This is a genomic window from Mycobacterium simiae (assembly GCF_010727605.1).
Lineage (GTDB): Bacteria > Actinomycetota > Actinomycetes > Mycobacteriales > Mycobacteriaceae > Mycobacterium > Mycobacterium simiae.
The window spans coordinates 4039334-4062103 of sequence record NZ_AP022568.1; the positions used below are offsets into that span (position 1 = coordinate 4039334).

The window sequence follows — 22770 nt, forward strand, 5'->3', positions numbered from 1 at the left end:
GACGGCCGTGAACGCAGTCAGCGGCCGCACCATCGACGGCGACCGGTGCGGATGGCCACGCTGACCGAGCTTGTCGCCGCGGCCGACGCCATGTCTGCGGACACCGACGACGTCGTCATCGACGCGCGCGCCGACCGCAGCAGCATTCGGATGGACGCACCGGTCGGACCGGCGAATCCGTCGCGGATCTGCAGCCGCGCCGACCCGGAAGCCCTGGGCCGGCTGCGGCTACTGCTTAGTGGTTACTGAGACTCAGTAGTTGTTACAGACGACCGCGACTTGCTGGATCGTGTTGAAGTACTTCGCGGCCGCCGGCATGCCCTGAATCTGGGCAGCCATCTGCTGGCGCTTGGGCGGCGGTGCGGCCAGGAACTGGCGAATGTAGTTCTGCGCGAACGGCGACTCGTTCAACTGCTGCGCAGTTGCCGGGTCATTCGCGTTGAGTGCGGCGATCACCTGCCCGTAGTTGCAGGTCGTGTTGATGATCGGATCCAGGGGGTCTGCCGAGGCAACCCCCGCCGCGGCGCTCAACGCCACCGCCGCGCCGCCGACCGCGGCTGCCAGTTTGCTCAACGACAGCGTCATCATGCTTGGACACCTTCCCCGGAAAGTTATTGCAACGCCAACGACGGCTACGTGATCTGCACTACCGGCTGCCGTCTGGGACGAGATTACCAGCCGCCGCGGGCGTTCTTTGCTTTCACCGTTATTCGGAAATCCGGCGCAAAATGTGACCGCCGGCGAACAAACGGCAGGGTGATGTTCGTCACACGGGCGCACTCGCCGGCGGGAACGTCGCCGGGCGGTCGCGTGGCGGGTTCGGATACCGGGTACGAGGACGGACATGGCTGCGAGACTGCCCGTACCGAAAGTCCGCCGAGTCCGGGCGTGCCCGGTAGTTGACGTGTATGTGCAACGTCTAGTATCAGTAACCGAAAGCTTTGCTTATGGCCGCCCAAGGCGCCGCGGCGAGGCAATCAGCAGCCCACATGAGCAGTACATCGACACAACGTTGAGGAGACGTCCGTGACGTACACGATCGCCGAACCCTGCGTCGACATCAAGGACAAGGCGTGTATCGAAGAATGCCCGGTTGACTGCATTTATGAGGGCGCGCGGATGCTGTACATCCATCCGGACGAATGTGTGGACTGCGGCGCCTGCGAGCCCGTGTGCCCCGTCGAGGCGATCTACTACGAAGACGACGTGCCCGACCAGTGGAGCCAGTACACCCAGATCAACGCCGACTTTTTCGCCGAGCTCGGCTCGCCGGGGGGTGCGGCCAAGGTCGGGATGACCGAGAATGATCCTCAAGCGGTCAAGGATCTGCCGCCGCAGGGCGAAGGAGACTGAGGGGGAACCAGTGCAGCAGGAGCCCGCGGGGGGCCGGACTGCCGTGTCGGCTTTCCTGCCGGAGTTTCCCTGGGACACCTTGGCTGAGGCCAAAGCCGCGGCCGCAAGGCATTCCGATGGCGTCGTCGATCTGTCCATCGGCACTCCGGTTGACCCTGTTGCGCCGGTAATCCAGGAGGCGCTGGCCGCCGCCGCCTTCGCCCCCGGCTATCCCGCCACCGCCGGCACATCCGAGCTGCGTGCATCGGCGGTTGCGGCCCTGCGTCGACGCTTCGGCATCACCGGGGTGGCCGAGTCCGCCGTGTTGCCGGTGATCGGTTCCAAGGAACTGATCGCTTGGCTCCCGACGCTGCTGGGTCTCGGGCCCGCCGACCTGGTCGCCGTTCCCGAGTTGGCGTATCCCACCTACGACGTCGGGGCCCGGCTCGCGCGGGCGCAGGTGGTTCGCGCCGACTCGCTGACACAGCTGGGGCCCCGGTCCCCGGCATTGGTGTACCTGAACTCGCCGAGCAACCCAACCGGACGGGTGTTGGGCGTCGATCACCTGCGCAAGGTGGTCGGATGGGCACGCGAACGTGGCGTGGTGGTGGCGTCCGACGAGTGCTACCTGGGGCTGGGGTGGGATGCCGAGCCGTTGTCGGTGTTGCATCCCGAGGTCTGCGACGGCGACCACACCGGATTGCTCGCCATCCATTCGCTGTCGAAAAGCTCATCGCTGGCGGGATATCGGGCCGGCTTCGTCTGCGGCGACGCCGACCTGATCGCCGAACTGCTGGCTGTGCGCAAACACGCCGGCATGATCGTGCCGACACCGGTGCAGGCCGCCATGGTCGCCGCGCTGGACGATGACGATCACGAAAAGGTGCAGCGCGAATGCTACGCCCGGCGGCGGGCGGCGCTGGCCCCGGCGCTGTGCGCCGCGGGTTTCACGATCGACGATTCCGAGGCGGGGCTGTACCTGTGGGCCACCCGCGGCGAGCCGTCCCGCGACACCGTCGGGTGGTTGGCGGACCGAGGCATCCTGGTGGCACCGGGTGAGTTCTACGGCCCGCGCGGCGGGCACCACGTCCGGGTGGCGTTGACCGCCACCGACGAACGGATCGACGCCGCAGTGCAGCGGCTCACCGCCTCGCCCGCATCCTGATCGAGAAATCGGCATCGATGCGCCCATCGATCCGCCGCATCCCGACGACGCGGCAGAATGCATCGCAGCATTACCCAACCGCTCGGGGTGAGGAACGATGTCGTGACAACTTCGGCCAGCAAGCTGCGCCTTCCACTGTCCATCGAGGACGTAGCCAAGCGGGTCTTCCTGGGCAAGCCGCTGATCACCGAGAACTTGCGGGCCGAACGGCTGTCGAATCCCGTTGCGCTGGGCGCCCTTTCACCCGACGCCATCTCGTCGACGGCGTACGGTCCCGAGCAGATCCTGATCGAACTACTGCCCGCGGCGGGCCTGGCCGCGTTTGCGCTGCTGTTGCCGATCACCGGCGTCATCCTGCTGATCCTGGTGCTGGTCGCCGCGTCGTACCGGCAGGTTGTGATGACCTACACCCGGGCCGGCGGGTCCTACATCGTGGCCCGGGAGAATTTCGGACCGCGCGTGGCCCAGGTCGCGGCCGCAGCGCTGTTGATCGACTACGTGGTCACGGTCGCTGTGCAGTCGGCGGCCGGCACGGTGGCGGTGGTGTCGGCGATCCCGTCGCTGGGGCCGCACAGTCTGCAGATCACGGTCGGGGTGGTGCTGATCATCTGCTTTTTGAATCTGCGCGGGCTGAAGGAAGCGGGACTGCCGTTCGCGCTGGCCACCTACTTCTTCATCGTCATGGTCGGCCTGACGATCATCGTCGGCGTCGTGCGCGCGCTCGCGGGCGATCTGCCCGTCTACGATCCCGCGCACCTGCCCGGAACGGTGCCCGTGCACAAGGCCGACGGTCTCGTGATGGGTGCGACGGTGTTGACGCTGCTGCGCTCGTTCGCCAACGGCGGGTCATCCCTGACCGGCGTCGAAGCCATCTCCAATACCGTCGATGTGTTCCGGAAACCACAGGGCCGCAATGCTCGTCGCGTACTGACCACGATGGCGACGGTCCTCGGACTGTTACTGGCCGGGGTCGCCTACCTGGCTTATGAGACCCACGCCACGCCGTACCGGAGCGAATATCCCTCGGTGCTGTCGCAGATAGCCCGCGCGGTGTTCGGCGGCGGGACCGTCGGCAACATCTTTTACATCCTGGTGCAGACGGCGACGGCGGCCATCCTGTTCACCGGGGCGAACACCAGTTTCAACGGGTTCCCGGCGCTGGCAAGCTTCGTCGCCGAAGACCGGTTTCTGCCCCGGCAGTTGATGAAACGCGGTCACCGCCTGGTGTTTTCGAACGGGATCATCACGCTCACCGCCTTGTCGGTAGTTCTGTTGCTGGCCACCGGCGGCTCGGTCAACGCGCTGGTCCCGTTCTATGCGATCGGCGTGTTCACCGGATTCTCCATGGCCGGTTACGGCATGACCAAACACCATCTGACACATCGCGAGGCCGGCTGGCGAGGCCGGCTGGCCATCAATCTGTCGGCGGGAATCCTGTCCACGATCGTGGTCGGCATCTTCGCGGTCGCGAAGTTCACCGAGGGTGCCTGGCTGGTCGTGGTGGTCTTTCCCATCCTGGTATTTCTGCTGATCCGGTTGAACCGCGAATATCGGGCCGAGGCAGCGATTCTGGAGATGTTCCGCACCGACCGCCCCGATCTGGTGAAGTACGCGCGGCACAAAGTTTTCGTGTTCGTCAACTCGGTCGATCTCGCCGTGATCGAAGCGCTGCGGTATGGCAAGGGATTGCGGGCCGACGAGATGATCGCGGTGCACTTCATGGTCGACGCGGCACTGGCCACGCAGATCCGCAAGCGGTGGGACCACTTCGAACTCGACACCCGGCTGCGGGTGGTGGACTGCCCGGACCGGCGCATCATCCGGGCCGCGCAACTGTTCATCGCCAAAGCGCGCGACGAGCATCGGGACACCAACGTGACCGCGCTGCTACCCCGGCGTACCTACAACCCGTTGGTGGGCCGGCTGCTGCACGACCGCACCGCGGACAAGATCGCCCGGGCGGTCAGCATGATTCCCGATGCGGCGGCCACGATCGTTCCCTACGACGTTCAAACCCGCATCGAAGAGGCCTACCCGGAACGGTTCGAACAACGCATCATCCGCGAGCTCGAACGACTCGGTGAATGGGTGACGCGCGGCGAGGACCAGGAGGTCGATGCCTACGAGCACCCCGACCCGTCTCGGTCGGTACTCACCGTGACGGGCCTGATACCGGGACGCCGCGCGACGTTCGAAGGACGCGTCAACGAAGTGGAGGACACCACCAAGGGCAGGCGCACCCTGCGCACGGTTCTCGTCGGTGACCACAGCGGTGAGATCGAAGTGATCTTCCGGTCCGGCCACGGCGGGGCCGACATCCAGCCCGGTCAGCTGTTGCGCATCACCGGCAAGCCCAAGCAGAGCGGCAACCGGCCGATGACGATGGTCGACCCGATGTACCACATCGTCGAAGACCCAGCCCGGGCCGGCAGGCCCGGCCCGGCAGAGGGCAGCAAAAGCTGACCGTTAACGTGAAGACAGTTGTACCGGCGTTCGTGGGGAGGACAGCAGTGAAGCGACTGGGAGCCGTGCTGGCGTCCATAGTGGGTCTGGCCTTCACCGCAAACGGGTATCGGCCGTTGGGCAAGGGCGGATACGGCTCGGCTTTCTCGTTCGCCTACGGCGTCGTGGCGTCGGAGTTACCGATGCAGTCGCTCGGCGTCCAATTCACCACGCTGGCCGCGCTGTCGCGCCGGTTGCCCGCGCGGACACTGAAATTCACCTGGCTGCTGTCGGCGGTGTCGTGGCTGGGCCTGCTGGGTCTGCGGCATTTCGGGCACCAGGCCAACGAGCCGCTGACGGCGGCGCTGGACGCCGGCTTGGGCGCCGACCGGCGGCGGGAATCGGGTGATCTGTGGAAGCGCCCGGCGCCGGGCGGCGCGACGGCGAAGAAGCCCGGCGCGGCGCGGATGCTGCGCATCTACCGGGACTACGCCCACGACGGCGATATCAGTTACGGGGAGTGCGGTTCGCGCAACCAGCTGGACATCTGGCGTCGGCCCGACCTCGACCGCAATGGCCGGGCGCCGGTGCTGCTCCAGGTCCCCGGCGGCGCCTGGATGGTCGGAAACAAACGCGGCCAAGCACATCCGCTGATGAGCCATCTGGCCGAACTGGGCTGGATCTGCGTCGCGATCAACTACCGGCTCAGCCCCCGGTCCACCTGGCCCGACCAGATTGTCGACGTCAAACGTGCGATCGCGTGGACGAAGGAGCACATCGCGGAGTACGGCGGTGATCCGGAGTGGCTTGCGATCACCGGTGGTTCGGCTGGCGGGCACCTGACCGCGTTGGCCGCGCTGACCCCCAACGATCCGCAGTTTCAACCGGGGTTCGAAGACGCCGATACCCGCGTGGACGTCGCGGTGCCGTTCTACGGCGTCTACGACTTCAACGCCACCGGCTCCGCGGTGCACCCGTTGATGGCGGCCATGGTTGCCAAGAATGTGTTCAAGGTCAGTCGCACCGAGATCGCCGACCCGTTCCGCGCCGCGTCACCGATCACCTACGTCCGCCCGGACGCCCCGCCGTTTTTCCTGCTGCACGGAACCAATGACACGCTGGTTCCGATCGAGCAGGCCCGTAGTTTTGTGGGGCGGCTGCGCGAGGTCAGCCAACAGCCGGTCGTGTACGCCGAATTGCCTTGGGCGCAGCATGCGTTCGATATCTTCGGATCCGCCCGCGCGGCGCACGCCGCGGTCGCGGTCGAACAGTTCCTGGCCGAAATGTATGTGCGCCGCGGGCCGCTGCACCCGAGGTCGACGATGGCCGCCGCGACCGGGACAGTGACACCGTAGCGTCATAGGCTGCGCGTTCCGACAAAGAGCAGAAGACAACCAGCGGCGGCCAGCGCGCCGGCCACCTCGACGCGCCGGCGCGAGCGGATCCAGATCTGCAGTGCAACCATGCCGGCGCGGGTCTGCCGGGGCGCCATCAGGTAGGCCAGCAGCGGGATCTCCACCAGCGCGAACGCGACTACGTGGAACATCACCAGCGCGCCGAGCCGCGTCATGGCCGCGGTACCCGAGGCGACGATGGCGGCCAGCGCAGCCAGGTAATCGACGGACGGCAGCGCAATCCCTAGACCGGCCGCACCGGCCACCCACAGCGACCGCCCATGCAGCAGCCGTCGGGAAAACTTGCCCAAGCCGTGCTGCTCACGCAGGTCGAGTCGGTCGGCTTCCCGGCGCTCCCCGACCTTGCCCCGCCACCAGACCTGCGCGCTCAGCACGACCGCGACCAGTAGGGCCATCGCACCGATCAGGATCTGCAGTTTGGGCAAGGTGATGTGCGACGAATCGAGCAGTCGGCGCTGCAGACCGAACACCACGGCCAAGCCCACAGTCATACCCATCGCGAATCCGCCGCACAGGAATGCGGACAGCTGCAGCACTGGCCGGGGGCGGTTGAGCATCAACACCGTCATGCCGATCCGGAATGGCTCGACGCTCATGGCAACGGCCATGAGCAGCAGGGTGATCCACATACCGGTCGTCCACGTTACCGCCCGGCCGGCCGGCGGGCGCCTCGGGCCCGCTGAAGCTTGTGAAGCCCTTTGCAGCTAGCTGGTTACGCCCCAATGGAATACACGCGATGTCAGCAACACAATGCCGAGGGAGACGGTCGCGACCACGGTCAGGCCGAGGACAGCAACGACGAGCGGGCGCCATCCGGTGCGCGCGATTTGGCGGAAGTCGGTGTTGAGACCGACGCCAGCGAAGGTGAGCAGGAAGGCCCATTTCGACACGTTCGCCAGATTGGCGGTTTGCCCCTTGGTGAGCCAGCCCGCGGTGGCGATGGCAGACACCGCAAGAAACCCGAGCACGAACTTGGGGAACTGCTGCCAAACGAACGCGGCCTTGGCTGGTGCGCCGGCCGCGATTTCGTCGGCCTGCCCGCGGGCGGCCCAGTACAGTGCGAAGGCCAGCACCACGAACCCGATCAGCGCGTTGCGGGTCGACTTGACCAGGACCGCGATCTTGCCGGCCTGATCGGAATACAGATAACCGGTCGCGGTTGTCTCGGCGGTGTTGTCCACCGACAGGCCCGCCCACAAACCGAATTCATGGTCGGTCAGTCCGATCGCGTGTCCCAACGGCGGCAACACGAACAACGACACGGCGCCCAAGGCCAGGATGGCCGCGATCGCGTAGCTGACGTCGGAGTTGCGGGCCCGGATGGCGCCCTTGGCGGCCACGATCGCCGAAACCCCACAGATCGAGGTGCCGATCGCCAACAGCGAGCCCAGTTTGCCGGACAACCCGAGGGCCCGCGCGACGACGATGATGACGGTGCCCGCGATCGTCATGTCCACCAGAATCTGAACCAGGCTGATGGCGCCGAGCTTGGCGATGTCGCCCAGCACGAATCGCGCGCCCAAGACCACGATGCCGACCTTGAGCCAGAACTCGTAGGTCTGCACACCCGGGCGGAAAATTCGGTGCAGTCCGACGGTGTTGGTGATGAGCAGCCCAATCACGAGCCCAATCACGATGGCCCACAACACGTATTCGATGTCGGGCACCCGCCAGTGCTCATGCTTGGCCAGCGTGTTCCACCAGATCTGGGTGTATTTGCCCAGCAGCCCGACCGCGATCAGCAACACGACGCCGGGCAGGTATTCCAGCGGTTGCCGGCTGGTGAATGCCGGTTCGTCCAGGACCTCTTCGGGTTCGGCTTTGGTGGTACTCACGGCGTCACCACGGAATCTTCGGCAGCGCGTCGGCCACCGCCAACGCGGCGATCGCACCGGCGACCAGCGTCGCCCACCAGTCCACCGACACCGAGCCGAGCCGCTCGCGCCAATCAGTCACGCACGCATGGTTGCCCGCACGGCGCCGGCGGCCAAGTTATTGGATCGCGGTGAATCTAGGTGCGGCGCGGGCTGCGCTGATTGAGCAGCTCGATGACCTGCGCGACCAGGTCGTCGAGGTCGGCACCGGTGGTGTCGATCACCAGGTCGGCGTCCTCGGGCGGCTCGTAGGGCGCGTCGACGCCGGTGAGTCCCTTCAATTCGCCGCTGCGGGCCCGCGCGTAGAGGCCCTTCGGGTCGCGCCGTTCGCATTCTTCCAACGAGGTCGCCACGTGCACCTCGATGAAGGGCAGCTTGGCGGCGTCGTTGAGCTCGCGGGCGATCTCGCGGTCGGACTTCAGCGGCGAGACGAGCGATGCCAGCGCGACCACGCCAGCGTCGGCCAGCAGGCGAGTCAAATGACCGACGCGCCGGATGTTTTCGGTGCGGTCACCGGGGGAGAAGCCAAGATCGTCAGACAAGCCGTGGCGCAAGTTGTCGCCGTCAAGCAGATAGGCCACCCGGCCGGACTCGACGAGTGCACGCTCGACGGCCACCGCGACCGTCGACTTCCCCGATGCGGGCAGCCCAGTGAACCAGATCGTGGCGCCCGGCTGCCCGGTGGCCTGCCAGCGGTGGGCACGGTCCAACGCCGACGGATGCCAGCGGATGTCGGTGCGGGCATGGCTGCCCGGCTTCACCTCACGGGCCTCGATGATGGTTCCGGCGCCGACGGTGTCGTTGGTCGTCTCGTCGATCAGAATGAACGCGCCGCTGTCGCGGTTGTCGGTGTAGCTGTCGGCGATGACGACGCTGCTGGTTCGCAGGGTGAGGGTGCCGATGTCGTTGAGCGCCAGGTCAACTGGCTGATCTAACTCTTCGAGCGTTTCGGGGTCCAGCCGGCTGTGTAGCTCCTGCACGGTGGCCCGCACGGTGTTGGTGGTCTGTTTGAGCGCCAACCGATCGCCGGCCCGCAGCGGGGCGTCGACGAACCAGCACACGGTTGCGTCGAGTTCGCGGGCCAGCACCGGCAGGACGGCGTCGTCGGCCCCGCTGACCAGCACATCGCCCCGGCCGACGTCGATGTCGTCGGCCAGCTCGATCGAAACTGACAGCGGCGCAACAGCTGTGGTGCGTTCGTCGTCGAGGGTGTCCAGCGTTGTCACCGTCGAGCGGGTGCCCGAGGGCAGCGAGATCACCGGATCGCCGACGGACAGCGTGCCCGCGGCCAGCCGCCCGGTGTAGCGGCGGCGGGTGTCGGCGGTGGGCCGCGAAACCCATTGCACGGGCAGCCGCAGCCGTGCCGGCTCGGCCTGCGGGGCGGCTAGCTCGACGCTTTCGAGGTAGTCCAGCAGCGTGGGTCCGCGGTACCACGGTGTGCGCTCGGAGCGATGCACGACGTTGTCGCCCAGCTTGGCCGCGAGCGGAATCACCGTGATGTCGATTTCACCCAACCGCGCCGCCAATGTCTGCACCTGCTGTTGTACTTCGGCAAATTTCGACTCGTCGAAGTCGACCAGATCGATCTTGTTGACCGCGGCGACAAAGTGCTTGATGCCCAACAGCTTTGCAATGCGGGCATGGCGGCGGGTCTGCCGCAACACCCCGGCGCGGGCGTCCACCAGCAGGATGGCCACGTGCGCGTTGGAGGCGCCGGTGAACATGTTGCGGGTGTAGCGCTCGTGACCGGGGGTATCGGCCAGGATGTAGCTTCGGGTTTGGGTGGAGAAGAATCGGTAGGCAACGTCGATGGTGATGCCCTGTTCACGTTCGGCGCGCAGCCCGTCGGACAACGCCGCCAGGTCGGCGACGCCTTCCTCGTCGGTGACCGCTTCCAGGTGGTCCAACGGCAGGCTGTCGGTATCGTGCAGCAACCGTCCGATCAGGGTGCTTTTCCCGTCGTCGACGGAGCCGGCCGTTGCGATCCGCAGCAGCTGGCGGGTCAAACCCCTGGGCGGCAACGTCTTTGGGGCGGCATGCGAAGCCGCCTGCTCGGTGCCGGTCATCAGAAGTACCCCTCTCGCTTGCGGTCTTCCATGGCCGCGGCCGAGGTCCGGTCGTCCGCCCGCGTCTCGCCGCGCTCGGACACCGTGGCCGCCGAGATTTCGCGGATCACGCCTTCAATGTCGGTCGCCCGGGACCGCACCGCCCCGGTGATGGTGAGGTCGCCGACGGTGCGGTAGCGCACCCACTGCGTCGCCGCGGTTTCACCGTCCTGCGGGCCGGCGTATTGCGAGACGGCCAGCAGGATTCCGTCGCGTTCGAACACCTCACGCTCGTGCGCGTAGTAAATCGACGGTATTTCAAGGTCTTCCAGCTCGATGTAACGCCACACGTCCAGTTCGGTCCAGTTGCTCAGCGGGAACACCCGGACCTGTTCACCCTTCTTGATCCGGCCGTTGTACAGCGACCAGGGCTCCGGGCGCTGCGCACGGGGATCCCACTGGCCGAACTCGTCGCGGAAGCTCAGGATGCGTTCCTTGGCGCGGGCCCGTTCCTCGTCGCGACGCGCACCACCGAACGCCGCGTCGAAGCCGCCGGCCTCGAGCGCGTCGAGCAGGGTGCGGGTCTGCGCCCGGTTACGCGAGGCGTTGGGGCCGGGGTCGGGCACCCGGCCGTTGTCGATCGACTCCTGCACCGAGGCGACGATCAGCTTGTGACCCTGGCCGGTGACTCTGCGGTCGCGAAACTCGATGACCTCGTCGAAGTTGTGGCCGGTGTCCACGTGCAGCACCGGAAACGGCAGTGGTAGCGGCCGAAAGGCTTTCTCCGCCAAGCGAAGTAACACAATCGAGTCCTTGCCCGCGGAAAACAGCAGGACGGGCCGTTCCAGCTCGGCGACCACCTCGCGAATGATGTGCACCGCTTCTGCTTCCAGCAGCCGCAATTCGTCGACGCGGCGGGTCTGGGTGGCGGTCATGTCGGTAATCCCTCTTTCTCGGCGTCGGCCCGATACCGGTCCACCCATTCGTCGGAACGTTTGTCGGCTTGACGTTCCAGCACCGGCCGCGGGGCCAGCCGTGGATCGAGGCCCAACGTCTCGAGAATGGTGCCCACCACCTCGGTGAGGTTGCGCCACAACACCGGATACGGGACTTCCATCGGTTTGACGTCTTCCGCGGCGAACCAGCTCTGCCAGCCCTTCTCCTGCTCGCGCAGCATCGTGACCACGTGCGCGATGGCACCGGCGTGGTAGGTGGCGCGCGCATCGCGGGCCGGATCGGGCCGGCCCCGCCAGACCCGGGTCTGCACCGCACGCCAGAACGACACCGCCTGCGAGACGACGTCGGGCCGGTGGATGTGGATGAACAGCGGCTCCTCACCGACGACGTCGCGGATGGCGGCCAGCAGTCCCTCGCCCGACCGGTTCGGCAGTTCGCTCGCGCGATTCAACAGCAGCGGCGTCTGATTCCACATCAATTTGCCACCCCAGACACCGTTGGGCGTCCGGCCGACGGTGCGGATGTAGTCGCGCCAGATCTCGGCGGGTGCCAGGTCGGGCTTTCCCGCATCGAGGGGATCGAGCAGCTGCAGGATCGACTCGTCCTCGACCCCGGCGAACCACTCGCGGGGCTGCGGGGCCTGGCTGGTGCCGGGCAGGTATTGGAAGAACTCCTGCGGCTCGCCGGCGACGCCGGTCGCCCGCAGCGATTCGACGAGCAATGTGCTGCCGCTGCGCTGGGAAGCCAGCACCAGATACGACGACGGACGGTGAGTCACTACCGCAGACTAACCGGCCGGAAATGCGGTGCAACACGAGCAATTACGTTCACGATGATTCCAAAGTCGGTTTGCTGTGTTCAGCGGCCCGACACAGCCGCGCAGACGTCAGCGCCTATCCTGGAAATCATTGACCGCTCCTCATCCTGGATTTGCTCCCGCAGGCCTCACACTGCGCATCGCCGAGTGCCCGTTTGCCGCACCGGTCAAACCCGGGCGCGGCACAGGATTTTTGGCAGGCACCGCTAGTCGTCGTCGAGAACCCGTAAGCCCAGCGAGAACAGCAGTCGCACTTCGGGATCGGCCAGTGAGGCAGCCAACAATTTCTCGATACGGCGCACCCGGTAGCGAACCGTGTTGGGATGCACCTGCAACCATGCGGCGGCCAGGCCGACGTCGCCGAAACTGTCCAGGTACGCCCGTAGGGTCTCGACCAGCACCGGATCACGCGCCCGCAGCTCGCCGAGCCGCGGATCGACCAACCGTTCGTCCGAGCCGATCAGGGTGACTATTTCGTCGAGCAAGACGGTGGTTCGCGCCTCCGCCAGCGAGGTTACCCGGCCGATCGAAACCGGATGTCGCGCAGCGCTGTCCAGCACGCGATCGACCTCGGCGCGCGCCGCCGCGACACCCGCCAGGCCGTCGGCCGGTACCGCGATCACCGCCCGCAGCTCGACACCGAGTTCGGTGCGCAGCGCGCCGATCGTGCCGCGCACCCACGACGTCACCGACCGGGCTGTCGAGGTCTGTGGCAGCAAGACATAAGTGCGCGAGGCCTGCGAGGCTACCTGTGCGTCCGGACGAAAAGCGCTGGCGCTCAATGCGATCACATCGGCGAGCCGGGTATGCCCGGGTTGGGCGTCGGTGGTGGCATAGCCGATCAGGGTGGCGCCGCGGTCGGCGGGCAGGCCCAGCTCGCGAGTGATCGCGCCGACGTCGGCGGGGTCGCCGTCGGTCAGGCCGAGGAGTTGTTGGACGCGCCGCGCGTGTGTCGACGGCCGGGCGGCGAGCCGGGACATGATGCGGGCGGCCAGGACCGCCGCGCCACGCAGGATCTCCTCGGCGTCGTCGGCCAACGGCTGCGATCCCTGCTGCACCCAGATGGTGCCGACGAACTCCGGCATTCGGCGCGCGCCGGTCGAGGGATGGTGAATGCCGATCGCCAGGCGCGGGCGCAACCCCAATTCGGGGCGCGCGTCGATGTGTACCACCTCGCCACCAGCCCGCAGCGCGTCGAAGATGCCCCACTGGTTGATCCACGTTAGATGCTCAGCCGGTCCGGCCCGGCCCAGGATGGACAGCCGGCGCAGCTCGTCAGCTTCGTCGTTGGAGGCCGAGTAGGCAAGCACATGCGACTGAGCGTTTTCGATGCTGACCATGCCGTGGATGCGGTCGGCCAGCGACTGCGCCAGGCCGAACAGATCGGTTCCGGAATCCTCCGTCGGGTCGGTTCGGTCGCCATGGTGCTCCAAAACGTGATTGACCAACTGATAGAGCCGCTCCCACCGGGCCTGCGGCTCCACCGCGACCACCGCCGTCCCGACCGCGGCGGCCTTGGCCACCAACGCCTCGGCCGGCTTCTTGGCGAAGATCGCCACGGGCACCCGATCCTGCGCCTGCTTGTCGATCCACCGCAGCGCCTCGGCGTCGCCGACGCCCAGCAGGAAGAAGACGTCGGCCGAGCTTGCCGCGGCGGCCAAGCCGAGCCGGACGTCGTCGGAATCGATCAGCGCCGCCGAGCGCACCGGCAGATCCAGGCCGCGTGGGGCCCAACCGTCCGGGACCAGGCTGACCAGCGTCGTATCGAGCGCCAGCAACAATTGGCCGAGTCCGACCCCAGGCACCCGCATGTTGTCCGATCTTACTATCTGCCGGTGGACAGTTTGTCCGATAAGCCAACAGTTGGGATACCCATCGCGAGGATCCTGAACAACATGGACGCCATCAGCCAGGTACCCCTGCCGGCCAACGAGCCGGTCCATGACTACGCCCCCCACTCGCCGGAACGTTCCCGGCTGCGCACCGAGCTTGCCGCACTAGCCGGCCATCCGATCGACCTGCCGCACGTGATTGGCGGTAAACACCGCATGGGCGACGGTGCGCGCATCGACGTCGTCCAACCGCACCGGCACGCCGCGACGCTGGGCACCCTGACCAACGCCGGGAACGCCGACGCGGCCGCGGCCGTCGAGGCGGCGATGGCCGCCAAACACGACTGGGCGGCGCTGCCGTTCGACGAGCGCGCGGCGGTGTTCCTGCGCGCCGCCGACCTGCTGGCCGGCCCGTGGCGGGAGAAGATCGCGGCCGCGACGATGCTCGGCCAGTCCAAGTCGGCCTACCAGGCCGAGATCGACTCGCCCTGCGAACAAGTCGACTTCTGGCGTTTCAACGTCGCCTTCGCCCGCCAGATCCTGGCCCAGCAGCCGATCAGCGGGCCGGGGGAGTGGAACCGCAGCGAGTACCGCCCGCTGGACGGCTTCGTCTACGCGATCACGCCGTTCAACTTCACCTCGATCGCCGGCAATCTGCCGACGGCACCCGCGCTGATGGGCAACACCGTGGTGTGGAAGCCGTCGATCACCCAGACGCTGTCGGCGTATCTGACCATGCAGCTGCTCGAGGCCGCCGGACTGCCGCCCGGCGTGATCAACCTGGTCACCGGCGACGGCTTCGCGGTCTCCGAGGTGGTGCTGGCCGACCCGCGACTGGCCGGCATCCACTTCACCGGGTCAACGGCCACCTTCCAGCATCTGTGGCAGCAGGTGGGCACCAATATCGGCCGCTACCATAGCTATCCGCGCCTGGTCGGCGAGACGGGTGGCAAAGACTTCGTGGTCGCCCACACCTCGGCACGCCCGGATGTGTTGTGTACCGCCCTGATTCGCGGCGCCTTCGACTATCAGGGTCAGAAATGCTCGGCCGCATCCCGGGCGTTCGTTCCGCATTCGGTGTGGCAGCACATGGGCGACGACTTCCTGGGCGCGGCGGCCGGGCTGAGCTACGGCGACGTCACCGATTTCACCAACTATGGTGGCGCGCTGATCGACCGTCGCGCCTTCACCAAGAACGTCAACGCCATCGAGCGGGCCAAAGGCGCGGCCGGGGTCACCATCGCGGTGGGCGGCGAGTATGACGACAGCGTCGGCTATTTCGTGCGGCCGACCGTGCTGCTGTCCGACGACCCGACCGACGAAGCGTTCTGCACCGAGTACTTCGGGCCGCTGTTGTCGGTGCACATCTATCCCGACGACCACTACGAACGCATCCTCGACGTGATCGACACCGGGTCGCCCTACGCGCTGACCGGTGCGGTGATCGCCGACGACCGTCGGGCCGTGCTGACCGCCCAGGAACGGTTGCGGTTCGCGGCCGGTAACTTCTACGTCAACGACAAGCCGACCGGAGCGGTCGTCGGCCGCCAGCCGTTCGGGGGCTCGCGCGGCTCGGGCACCAACGACAAGGCCGGATCGGTGCTGAACATGTTGCGCTGGACGTCGGCCCGGACCATCAAGGAGACCTTCGTCCCGGCCACCCAGTACACCTACCCGCACATGGGGTCCGACTAATGGCGGGGGTCTTCGCCCACACGTTGCGGCCGGCAATCATTGCCGCGAGCCGGCGCGACGGGTTGCGCCGCGCCGCCGAGGGGCTGTCGGTGACCAGGCAGGTGGTGCACCGCTTCGTGCCCGGGGAGACGATCGACTCCGCTATGGAAAGTGTTGCCGCGCTACGTGCGTCGGGCCGCTATGTCAGCATCGACTATCTGGGCGAGGATGTCGAGAGCGCCGACGACGCCACGGCGGCGGTGCGGACGTATCTGGAGTTGATCGACCGGCTGGCCGACACGGCTGAGCCCGCCGGCGGGGCGGTGCATCCGCTGGAAGTCTCGGTGAAGTTGTCCGCCATCGGGCAGGCGCTGTCACGCGACGGCGCCAAGATCGCGCGAGAGAACGCCTGGACGATCTGCGAGGCCGCCGGGCGTACCGGGATCTGGGTGACGGTGGACGCCGAGAACCACACCACGACCGATTCGACGCTGTCCATCGTTCGTGACCTGCGCACCGAATTCCCTTGGCTAGGCACGGTTTTGCAGGCCTACCTGCGGCGCACCTTGGCCGACTGCCGGGAATTCGCGGCGTCGGGGGCCCGAATCCGGCTGTGCAAGGGCGCCTACGACGAGCCGGCGTCGGTGGCCTATCGTGGGGCCCACCAGGTCACTGAGTCCTACCTTGCCTGCCTGCGCGAGCTGATGGCCGGGTCGGGGTACCCGATGGTGGCCTCCCACGACCCGGTGATCATCGGCGCCGTGCCTACGATCGCATCCGAATCAGGCCGCGGCACAGCAGATTTCGAGTATCAGATGCTGCACGGCATCCGCGACGACGAGCAGCGCCGGTTGGCCGGTCTGGACAACCAGATGCGGGTCTACGTGCCGTTCGGCACGCAGTGGTACGGGTATTTCATGCGTCGGCTCGCCGAACGGCCGGCCAATCTCACGTTTTTTCTGCGGGCGCTCGCCCAACGCGGCCACTGACCGACGGCGCGTGTGAATCCGCGGCTTTCAACGCTACGGCAGGGCGCCGACACGCCGAGCGACCCCGCCGGGGATTCACACTCGACGCCGAGGATTCACACCCGACGCGGCAAAGCCGCGCACCGCATGCGCGCGGACAAACTCGGCGACGACGTCGGGGTCGTCCATATCCAGGGTCGACGACGGTGTGCTGAACAACGAGAACAATATTCGGGCGAACCACTCGCCGGCCGCCTCGACGTCGAGATCCTTGCGGACTTCCCCAGTCAGCTTGGCCGCGGATAGATACGGCGACAGAAAGTCCACACATTCGCCCAGCAACACCGCGGCGTCCTTGGTCAGCAGCAGGCTGATCGCGTCTTCGTCGAAGTACTTCTCCGAGGAGATGACCCGGCGTGCCTGGGTTACGAACACCGCCGCCGAACACAACTTCTCCTCGAGGCTGCCGCCCCGGTCCATCGCCTTGGTCATCTCGCGATAGAACCGCTGCGAGGCATGCTCGGCGCAGGCCTCGACGATGGCGGCCTTGTCGCGGAAGTACTCGTAGATGGTGCTGCGCGACACCCCGGCCCGCTTGGCGATGTCGACGATCGTCGCCTTCTGCAAACCCTGCCTGCCGAAACACGCGAACGCCGATTCGACGATGAGCTCGCGGGTGTCGGCCAGCGCGGCGTGCTGGGCGGTCATGGCACCAACGCTCCCCTCCGGCTCATCTAGTCCGCGGGCGCGAGGATCAGCCCGCTGGTCGGCACGCCGGTGCCCGAGGTGACCAACACGTGTTCGACGTCGTCGACCTGGTTGTACGACGTGCCACGGATCTGGCGCACGCCCTCGGTGATGCCGTTCATGCCGTGGATGTAAGCCTCGCCGAGCAGGCCGCCGTTGGTATTGATCGGCAACTCCCCACCCAGCGACAGCCGCTCGACGGTGGCGAAGTCCTTGGCCTCGCCCCGTCCGCAGAACCCCAGCTCTTCGAGCTGGGTGAACACGAACGGCGTGAAATGATCGTAGATGAACGCGGTTTGGATGTCCTGGGGCTTGAGACCTGAGTCGCGCCAAAGCCGATCGGCGACCACACCCATTTCCGGGAGCCCGGTGATGTCGTCGCGGTAGTAACTCGTCATCATCTCGCCGTTGGCCGCGGCCCCCTGCGCGGCGGCGGTGATGACCGCCGGCGGCTGCCGCAGATCACGGGCACGCTCGGCGCTGGTCACCACCAGCGCCACCCCGCCGTCGCTTTCCTGACAGCAATCAAGCAGGCGCAGCACGGGTTCGACGATCCACCGCGAGTTCTGGTGGTCCTCCAGGGTGATCGGCCGCTGATAGAACCACGCATCGGGGTTGGTGGCGGCGTGCTTGCGGTCGACGACCGCGATGCGGCCGAAGTCCTCGTTACCGACGCCGTAGGTCGACATGTACCGCTGCGCGTGCATCGCGACCCACGCTGCGGGAGTGAGCAATCCGAACGGCGCGTAGTGCGCCATGAACAGCGGCGTCTCGGTCATGCTGCGGCCGCTGCCGCCGAACCGAAACCCGGAACGTTCGTTGAACGCCCGCCAGCACACCACCACATCGGCGACGCCGGTCGCGACGGCCATGGCCGCATGAACCACGGTGCCGGCCGCCGCACCGCCGCCGTGATGCACGCGGGAGAAGAAGCTCAAATCGCCGATGCCGACATTGCGGGCGATGTCGATCTCGTCGCTGGAATCCATCGTGAAGGTGACCATGCCGTCCACGTCGGCCGGTGACAAGCCCGCGTCGTCGAGCGCGGCACTGACCGACTCACACGCCAATTGCAGTTCGCTGCGCCCGGATTCCTTGGAGAACTCCGTCTGCCCGATTCCGACGATCGCGCAGCTGCCCGGAAGGCGACTCATGCGTGCCCGCCTGGAGAGGGCTCGTCGAGCAGGCTGAGGATGGCGGTGCCGGAGACATGATCACCCAGACTGTTGGAACCCGTGAAGGTCACTTCGACGAAGTTCTCGCCGCCAGTGCCCTCGCTCTTGGCGGTCACGCTGCCCGTGAAGCGCAGCGGATCGTCGGGAAAGCAGGGCACGCCGAGGCGAATCGACAGCTTCTTGACCATCGCCTCGGGTCCGGCCCAGTCGGTGAGGAACCGAACGCAGTACCCGTTGGTGGTCAGGATGTTCATGAACAGGTTGGGCGAGCCCTGCTTGTTGGCGTAGTCGCGGTCGTGATGTACCGGCATGAAGTCGCGTGAGGCGATCGCGCCGGCCACGATCATCGTTGTGGTGATTGGGATTTCGAGTGCGGTGACCTCGTCACCGACGTTGATCTCCGCCCATGGCAGGGTCCTAGTGCGGTTCGCGGTTGTCGTCATCAGTTTCCTTCTTCAAGGTAGGCGCTGCTGCTCGGCCGGAACTGGTGCAGCACCAGATCATTGTCGAATTCTTGATAGAAGACCTCGACCGCCATCCCGACGGTGACGTCCGCCGGGTCCGTCTCGCACAGGTTGGACACCAGCCGCACGCCTTCGGCCAGCTCCACCAGCGCCACGATGTAGGGGTACTCGAAGAACGGGAACTTGGGTTCATGCGGCAGCACGTAGCTGTAAACCGTGCCGCGGCCGGACGATTCGACGGCCTCCCACGCCAGCGAACGACAGCTCGGGCACATCGGCCGCGCCGGGTTGCGCAGCGTCCGGCATCCCGTGCAGCGCTGGATCAGCAGCTTGTGTTCGCGCAGCCCGTTCCAGAAGAATTCGGTGTCCGGGGTGATCGCGGGTGCCAGGCGGGCGGTCATGAGTTTTCCGGTTTGAACCGCAGGACCCGGAATCGCTGGCGCCCCAGCACCTCACCGTGCTGATCGGTGTAGGTAATAAGCCAGGTCAGGAAGAACCCAGCGCCCAGTGCAGTCTTCTTCTCCTCGGAGACTGACTCGAACACCGACGTCGAGCTGATCACGTCACCTAGCCGCGGATAACGTTCAATCTCGAATTCCGAGTTGGTCGCCACCGTGCTGCTGTACCCGGCTTCGTCGAGGAACGCCGTCGGGTTGTTGGTGATTTCCATCGGTGCGCCGCCGCGCTCCCTGATGCCCTCCAGCTTCGGCGACGGCATGGTCCAGGTTTGCAACATCACCGGCGGTGACACGATCCCCCCGAAGCGGGACGCCTCGGCGAACTCAGGGTCCAGGTAGACCGGGTTCATGTCGTTGAGCGCGTAGGCCCAGTGCCGGATCATCGGCTGGTTGACCGGATCCGGTGCGATGCTGGGCTTCCCGCTGCCTCCGGTGGGGTGGCCGACAAGCCCGCGCAGCTTGGCGTGAAACTCGCTATCCAGGTCGGTCACTGGCTGGATCCTCCTGACTTGTCGTCGTCTCGGCGTGGCGCACTGAGGTCGCGTGCCATACCCAGCCCGGCCGCGGCGATCGTGTCACGCTGAATCTCGTTGGCGCCGAAGGGAATGTCTTCATACTTTGGCAGCACACCGGCGCGATGGCGCGCAATAACGCGCAGCGGTGGATGAGTCTGCACGGCAAACGCCTCCCTAGCGATCGACAGGATCCACCATCCGTCCGGATCAGACATTTTGCCGCCATGTGTCCTGCGACGTCGTGTTTACTCCCGGGCCGGCTGCTGTGTCAATAACTGCGTATCACCGCCTTACCGCCGCGGATATAGCCAGACCAGTGATTGACGCCACCATGAGCGCGGTGAACACTGATTGAGCAGGTGACCGACGTCGGGTGAGGAAGCAGATGACCGAGCTACAAACCCGCGGGACTCTCGTCGACACCTACCAGCTCTACATCGACGGCAGCTGGGTAGCGCCGCAAGGCGGTCGCTACGACGACATTTCCCCGGCCACCGAGCGAGCGATCGCGTCCGCACCCGACGCGAGCGTCGACCAAGTCGGCGAGGCGATCGCGGCGGCGCGGCGCGCCTTCGATGCCGGTCCGTGGCCGTCGATGAGCCTGCAGGACCGCGCGGGTTGCCTCACTGCGCTCGGCGGGGCACTGCTGCAGCACGCCGACGAGTTCTTCGCGCTCTCCCAGCTGGAGTGGGGTTGCATCGCCAACGAACGCATCATGCAGATCGACGGCGCCGCCTACATGTCCATGCACGCGGCCCAGCTGACCACCCAGCTCACCGATCAGCCCGTCACCGGAATTGGGGTCGGCACAACGCTGCTGCGCCACGAACCGCTGGGGGTGGTGTCGATCCTGACGCCGTGGAACTTCCCGCACTGCCTCAACGTGATGAAGCTGAACAACGCGCTGGCCGCGGGCAATACCGTGGTGCTCAAACCCTCACCGCTGACGCCGCTGGCGGGGTTGGCCCTGGCGCGGATCATCGACGAATACACCGACATACCAGCGGGTGTCGTCAACGTGGTCACGCCCTCGGGTGTGGATGCGGCCAAGCTGCTCACCACCGATCCGCGCGTCGATATGGTGAGCTTCACCGGCAGTTCGGCGGTCGGCTGCCAGGTCATGTCCGCCGCGGGCGTCACGATGAAGCGCATCCTGCTCGAGTGCGGCGGCAAGTCGGCCAGCATCATCCTCGACGACGCCGAGATCACCGACGAGATGCTGAAGAAGATGCTCTTCGACTGCTGCTCGCTACATGCCGGGCAGGCGTGCATCCTGCAGAGCCGGTTGCTGCTGCCGGCGTCCAAGCACGACGACGTCGTCGACCGGCTGGTGGCGCTGGCCCGCGAGGTCACAGTCGGCGACCCCACCGATCCGGATGTGCAGATGGGCCCGCTGATCAGTGCCGTGCAACGCGATCGCGTCGAAGCTCACGTGTCCCGCGCGCTCGATGACGGGGCGACGCTGGCGACCGGGGGCCGGCGTCCCGCCGGTCTGGACGTCGGCTACTACTTCGAGCCGACGATTCTGACTGCGGTGCAACCGGATTCGGTGATCGCGCAGGAGGAAGTGTTCGGACCGGTGCTGACCGTGTTGGGCTATCGCGACGACGACGATGCGGTGGCCATCGCGAACAATTCCCAGTACGGCCTATCCGGTGCGGTGTGGGGCGGCGATGTGGACCGCGCTCTGGGTGTGGCCCGGCGGATCCGGACCGGCCAGATCGCGGTCAACGGCATCGGACCCGGCAATGCGCCGTTCGGCGGCTTCAAACTCAGCGGGTTCGGCCGCGAGGGCGGCGGCATCGGCGGACTGCACCAGTACATGGAGCCGAAGGCCATCGGGTACATGGAGCCGAAGGCCATCGGGATGCCCGCGTGACGAGACCCGCGCGGGTGCTACACGCGTGACGTCGAGGCCTGACGTCGGGGTGTGTGCGCATTTCGTAATCGGCACGTCACATGTCAAGCTGCTGAGATGGTCTTCGAGATCGCCCGTCCCAAGCTAGAAGGAAACGTTGCGGTCGGTGAAGACCGCCAGATCGGCTTCGCCGAATTCGGCGACCCGCAGGGCCGCGCGGTGTTCTGGCTGCATGGCACGCCGGGCGCCCGTCGGCAGATTCCCACCGAGGCCCGCGTCTACGCCGAGGAACGCCGGATCCGGCTGATCGGCCTGGACCGGCCCGGAATCGGCTCCTCCACACCGCATCGCTACGAGAACATCCGGGCGTTCGCCGACGACCTGCGGACAATTGCCGACACCCTCGGCATCGACCGGATGGCGGTCATCGGCCTGTCCGGCGGCGGTCCGTACGCGCTCGCCGCGGCGGCGGCGCTCCCGGATCGCGTCGTGGCGGCCGGGGTGCTCGGCGGCGTGGCGCCCTTCGTCGGCGACGAAGGCATCGCCAGCGGACTGATGAATCTGGGCAAGCGGGTGGCGCCGCTGCTGCAACTCGGCGGTGACCCGCTGCGCATCGGTGCGAGCCTGGTGGTCCGGGCCATCCGTCCGGTCGCGAGCACGGCGTTGTACCTCTATGCGGCCATCTCGCCCGAGGCCGACCGGCGCCTGCTGACCCGGCCCGAGTTCAGCGCCATGTTCCTCGACGATCTGTTGAACGGGAGCCGCAAACAGCTCGCGGCCCCGTTCAACGACGTGATCTTGTTCACCCGGGACTGGGGATTCGGACTCGACGAGGTCAAGGTCCCGGTCCACTGGTGGCATGGCGACAAGGACCACATCGTCCCATTCGCGCATGGTCAGCATGCGGTCTCGCGCCTGCCCGACGCCGAATTATTCGTTCTACCTGGGGAAAGTCATCTGGCGGGGTTGGGTCGCGGGGAAGAAATCCTGGCCGCCCTAATGAAGATCTGGGACGAACGGGGGTAAGCGCCG

The 22770-nt window shown here is 66.7% G+C and carries 22 protein-coding genes; 9 read left to right on the forward strand and 13 right to left on the reverse strand.

Annotated features, from left to right (window positions below; translation table 11 throughout):
• The first annotated feature begins 51 nt into the window (after positions 1 to 51).
• The gene (locus G6N33_RS18980) at positions 52 to 249 is read left to right on the forward strand and encodes a hypothetical protein (protein ID WP_044507561.1); all 198 of its coding nucleotides are present in this window, start codon (positions 52 to 54) and stop codon (positions 247 to 249) included.
• 3 nt (positions 250 to 252) lie between these two features.
• On the opposite strand, the gene G6N33_RS18985 is transcribed toward G6N33_RS18980, so the two are convergent.
• Positions 253 to 585: a hemophore-related protein gene (locus tag G6N33_RS18985; RefSeq protein WP_044512203.1), complete on the reverse strand. Its 333-nt coding sequence runs from the start codon at positions 583 to 585 to the stop codon at positions 253 to 255.
• 441 nt (positions 586 to 1026) lie between these two features.
• On the opposite strand from G6N33_RS18985, the gene fdxA reads away from it, so the two are divergent.
• Genes fdxA through G6N33_RS19005 form a run of 4 tightly spaced genes read left to right on the forward strand, consistent with a single transcriptional unit; the run spans position 1027 to position 6294 of the window.
• Positions 1027 to 1353: a ferredoxin gene (gene fdxA / locus G6N33_RS18990; protein ID WP_044507554.1), complete on the forward strand. Its 327-nt coding sequence runs from the start codon at positions 1027 to 1029 to the stop codon at positions 1351 to 1353.
• 43 nt (positions 1354 to 1396) lie between these two features.
• A complete protein-coding gene (gene dapC / locus G6N33_RS18995) occupies positions 1397 to 2497 on the forward strand; it encodes a succinyldiaminopimelate transaminase (protein WP_044507551.1) in 1101 nt (366 codons plus the stop codon).
• Between the two features lie 57 nt (positions 2498 to 2554).
• The gene (locus tag G6N33_RS19000; protein WP_408632736.1) at positions 2555 to 4960 is read left to right on the forward strand and encodes an amino acid permease; all 2406 of its coding nucleotides are present in this window, start codon (positions 2555 to 2557) and stop codon (positions 4958 to 4960) included.
• 47 nt (positions 4961 to 5007) lie between these two features.
• The gene (locus G6N33_RS19005; protein ID WP_101528257.1) at positions 5008 to 6294 is read left to right on the forward strand and encodes an alpha/beta hydrolase; all 1287 of its coding nucleotides are present in this window, start codon (positions 5008 to 5010) and stop codon (positions 6292 to 6294) included.
• Positions 6295 to 6296: 2 nt separating this feature from the next.
• On the opposite strand, the gene G6N33_RS19010 is transcribed toward G6N33_RS19005, so the two are convergent.
• The 6 genes from G6N33_RS19010 to G6N33_RS19035 form a co-directional block, all read right to left on the reverse strand.
• Positions 6297 to 6983 (reverse strand): GAP family protein, encoded by a 687-nt coding sequence (locus G6N33_RS19010; protein ID WP_101528258.1) that lies wholly within the window; start codon positions 6981 to 6983, stop codon positions 6297 to 6299.
• A 75-nt stretch (positions 6984 to 7058) separates the two neighbouring features.
• Entirely contained in the window at positions 7059 to 8189 is a 1131-nt protein-coding gene (locus G6N33_RS19015; protein WP_044507550.1) for a YeiH family protein, read from the reverse strand.
• 176 nt (positions 8190 to 8365) lie between these two features.
• Positions 8366 to 10294 carry an adenylyl-sulfate kinase gene (cysC, locus tag G6N33_RS19020; RefSeq protein ID WP_081662040.1) on the reverse strand — a complete coding sequence of 643 codons (1929 nt, stop codon included), beginning with the start codon at positions 10292 to 10294 and terminating at the stop codon, positions 8366 to 8368.
• On the reverse strand, positions 10294 to 11208 hold the full coding sequence (cysD, locus tag G6N33_RS19025) for a sulfate adenylyltransferase subunit CysD (protein WP_044507548.1): 915 nt from the start codon (positions 11206 to 11208) through the stop codon (positions 10294 to 10296). Before cysD ends, cysC begins: the two co-directional genes overlap by 1 nt.
• Entirely contained in the window at positions 11205 to 12008 is an 804-nt protein-coding gene (gene stf0 / locus G6N33_RS19030; RefSeq protein WP_044507547.1) for a trehalose 2-sulfotransferase, read from the reverse strand. The genes cysD and stf0 overlap by 4 nt, the downstream gene beginning before the upstream one ends.
• 245 nt (positions 12009 to 12253) lie before the next feature.
• Complete coding sequence (locus G6N33_RS19035; protein WP_163771591.1) at positions 12254 to 13858, reverse strand: PucR family transcriptional regulator; 1605 nt, start codon at positions 13856 to 13858, stop codon at positions 12254 to 12256.
• Between the two features lie 84 nt (positions 13859 to 13942).
• On the opposite strand from G6N33_RS19035, the gene pruA reads away from it, so the two are divergent.
• Positions 13943 to 15574, forward strand: a complete 1632-nt coding sequence (gene pruA / locus G6N33_RS19040) for an L-glutamate gamma-semialdehyde dehydrogenase (RefSeq protein ID WP_044507546.1) — start codon at positions 13943 to 13945, stop codon at positions 15572 to 15574.
• The gene (locus G6N33_RS19045; RefSeq protein ID WP_044507545.1) at positions 15574 to 16542 is read left to right on the forward strand and encodes a proline dehydrogenase family protein; all 969 of its coding nucleotides are present in this window, start codon (positions 15574 to 15576) and stop codon (positions 16540 to 16542) included. Before pruA ends, G6N33_RS19045 begins: the two co-directional genes overlap by 1 nt.
• A 75-nt stretch (positions 16543 to 16617) precedes the next feature.
• Here G6N33_RS19045 and G6N33_RS19050 read toward each other — a convergent pair whose 3' ends face one another.
• From G6N33_RS19050 to G6N33_RS19075, 6 genes are read right to left on the reverse strand one after another with little or no spacing between them, the layout of a single operon-like run.
• Complete coding sequence (locus tag G6N33_RS19050; protein WP_044507544.1) at positions 16618 to 17229, reverse strand: TetR/AcrR family transcriptional regulator; 612 nt, start codon at positions 17227 to 17229, stop codon at positions 16618 to 16620.
• Positions 17230 to 17255: 26 nt separating this feature from the next.
• The gene (locus G6N33_RS19055) at positions 17256 to 18422 is read right to left on the reverse strand and encodes a lipid-transfer protein (RefSeq protein ID WP_044507543.1); all 1167 of its coding nucleotides are present in this window, start codon (positions 18420 to 18422) and stop codon (positions 17256 to 17258) included.
• On the reverse strand, positions 18419 to 18886 hold the full coding sequence (locus G6N33_RS19060; RefSeq protein ID WP_044507542.1) for a MaoC family dehydratase: 468 nt from the start codon (positions 18884 to 18886) through the stop codon (positions 18419 to 18421). Before G6N33_RS19060 ends, G6N33_RS19055 begins: the two co-directional genes overlap by 4 nt.
• Entirely contained in the window at positions 18886 to 19308 is a 423-nt protein-coding gene (locus tag G6N33_RS19065; protein WP_044507541.1) for a Zn-ribbon domain-containing OB-fold protein, read from the reverse strand. The genes G6N33_RS19060 and G6N33_RS19065 overlap by 1 nt, the downstream gene beginning before the upstream one ends.
• On the reverse strand, positions 19305 to 19856 hold the full coding sequence (locus G6N33_RS19070; RefSeq protein WP_044507540.1) for an FAS1-like dehydratase domain-containing protein: 552 nt from the start codon (positions 19854 to 19856) through the stop codon (positions 19305 to 19307). The genes G6N33_RS19065 and G6N33_RS19070 overlap by 4 nt, the downstream gene beginning before the upstream one ends.
• Complete coding sequence (locus G6N33_RS19075) at positions 19853 to 20095, reverse strand: hypothetical protein (protein WP_101528259.1); 243 nt, start codon at positions 20093 to 20095, stop codon at positions 19853 to 19855. Before G6N33_RS19075 ends, G6N33_RS19070 begins: the two co-directional genes overlap by 4 nt.
• Before the next feature lie 170 nt (positions 20096 to 20265).
• On the opposite strand from G6N33_RS19075, the gene G6N33_RS19080 reads away from it, so the two are divergent.
• Together G6N33_RS19080 and G6N33_RS19085 are read left to right on the forward strand one after the other, a co-directional pair.
• A complete protein-coding gene (locus G6N33_RS19080) occupies positions 20266 to 21759 on the forward strand; it encodes an aldehyde dehydrogenase family protein (RefSeq protein ID WP_044507538.1) in 1494 nt (497 codons plus the stop codon).
• A 96-nt stretch (positions 21760 to 21855) separates the two neighbouring features.
• Complete coding sequence (locus G6N33_RS19085) at positions 21856 to 22764, forward strand: alpha/beta fold hydrolase (protein WP_044507537.1); 909 nt, start codon at positions 21856 to 21858, stop codon at positions 22762 to 22764.
• The last annotated feature ends 6 nt before the right edge of the window (positions 22765 to 22770 follow it).

Coding starts and splice junctions, on each gene's coding strand:
- G6N33_RS18985 (WP_044512203.1), bottom strand. CDS start 585: ATGACGCTGTCGTTGAGCAAACTGGCAGCCGCGGTCGGCGGCGCGGCG.
- G6N33_RS19080 (WP_044507538.1), top strand. CDS start 20,266: ATGACCGAGCTACAAACCCGCGGGACTCTCGTCGACACCTACCAGCTC.
- G6N33_RS19055 (WP_044507543.1), bottom strand. CDS start 18,422: ATGAGTCGCCTTCCGGGCAGCTGCGCGATCGTCGGAATCGGGCAGACG.
- cysC (WP_081662040.1), bottom strand. CDS start 10,294: ATGACCGGCACCGAGCAGGCGGCTTCGCATGCCGCCCCAAAGACGTTG.
- G6N33_RS19045 (WP_044507545.1), top strand. CDS start 15,574: ATGGCGGGGGTCTTCGCCCACACGTTGCGGCCGGCAATCATTGCCGCG.
- pruA (WP_044507546.1), top strand. CDS start 13,943: ATGGACGCCATCAGCCAGGTACCCCTGCCGGCCAACGAGCCGGTCCAT.
- G6N33_RS19085 (WP_044507537.1), top strand. CDS start 21,856: ATGGTCTTCGAGATCGCCCGTCCCAAGCTAGAAGGAAACGTTGCGGTC.
- G6N33_RS19050 (WP_044507544.1), bottom strand. CDS start 17,229: ATGACCGCCCAGCACGCCGCGCTGGCCGACACCCGCGAGCTCATCGTC.
- cysD (WP_044507548.1), bottom strand. CDS start 11,208: ATGACCGCCACCCAGACCCGCCGCGTCGACGAATTGCGGCTGCTGGAA.
- G6N33_RS19010 (WP_101528258.1), bottom strand. CDS start 6,983: ATGTGGATCACCCTGCTGCTCATGGCCGTTGCCATGAGCGTCGAGCCA.
- G6N33_RS19060 (WP_044507542.1), bottom strand. CDS start 18,886: ATGACGACAACCGCGAACCGCACTAGGACCCTGCCATGGGCGGAGATC.
- G6N33_RS19000 (WP_408632736.1), top strand. CDS start 2,555: ATGCATCGCAGCATTACCCAACCGCTCGGGGTGAGGAACGATGTCGTG.
- G6N33_RS19035 (WP_163771591.1), bottom strand. CDS start 13,858: ATGCGGGTGCCTGGGGTCGGACTCGGCCAATTGTTGCTGGCGCTCGAT.
- G6N33_RS19075 (WP_101528259.1), bottom strand. CDS start 20,095: ATGTCTGATCCGGACGGATGGTGGATCCTGTCGATCGCTAGGGAGGCG.
- G6N33_RS19065 (WP_044507541.1), bottom strand. CDS start 19,308: ATGACCGCCCGCCTGGCACCCGCGATCACCCCGGACACCGAATTCTTC.
- G6N33_RS18980 (WP_044507561.1), top strand. CDS start 52: ATGGCCACGCTGACCGAGCTTGTCGCCGCGGCCGACGCCATGTCTGCG.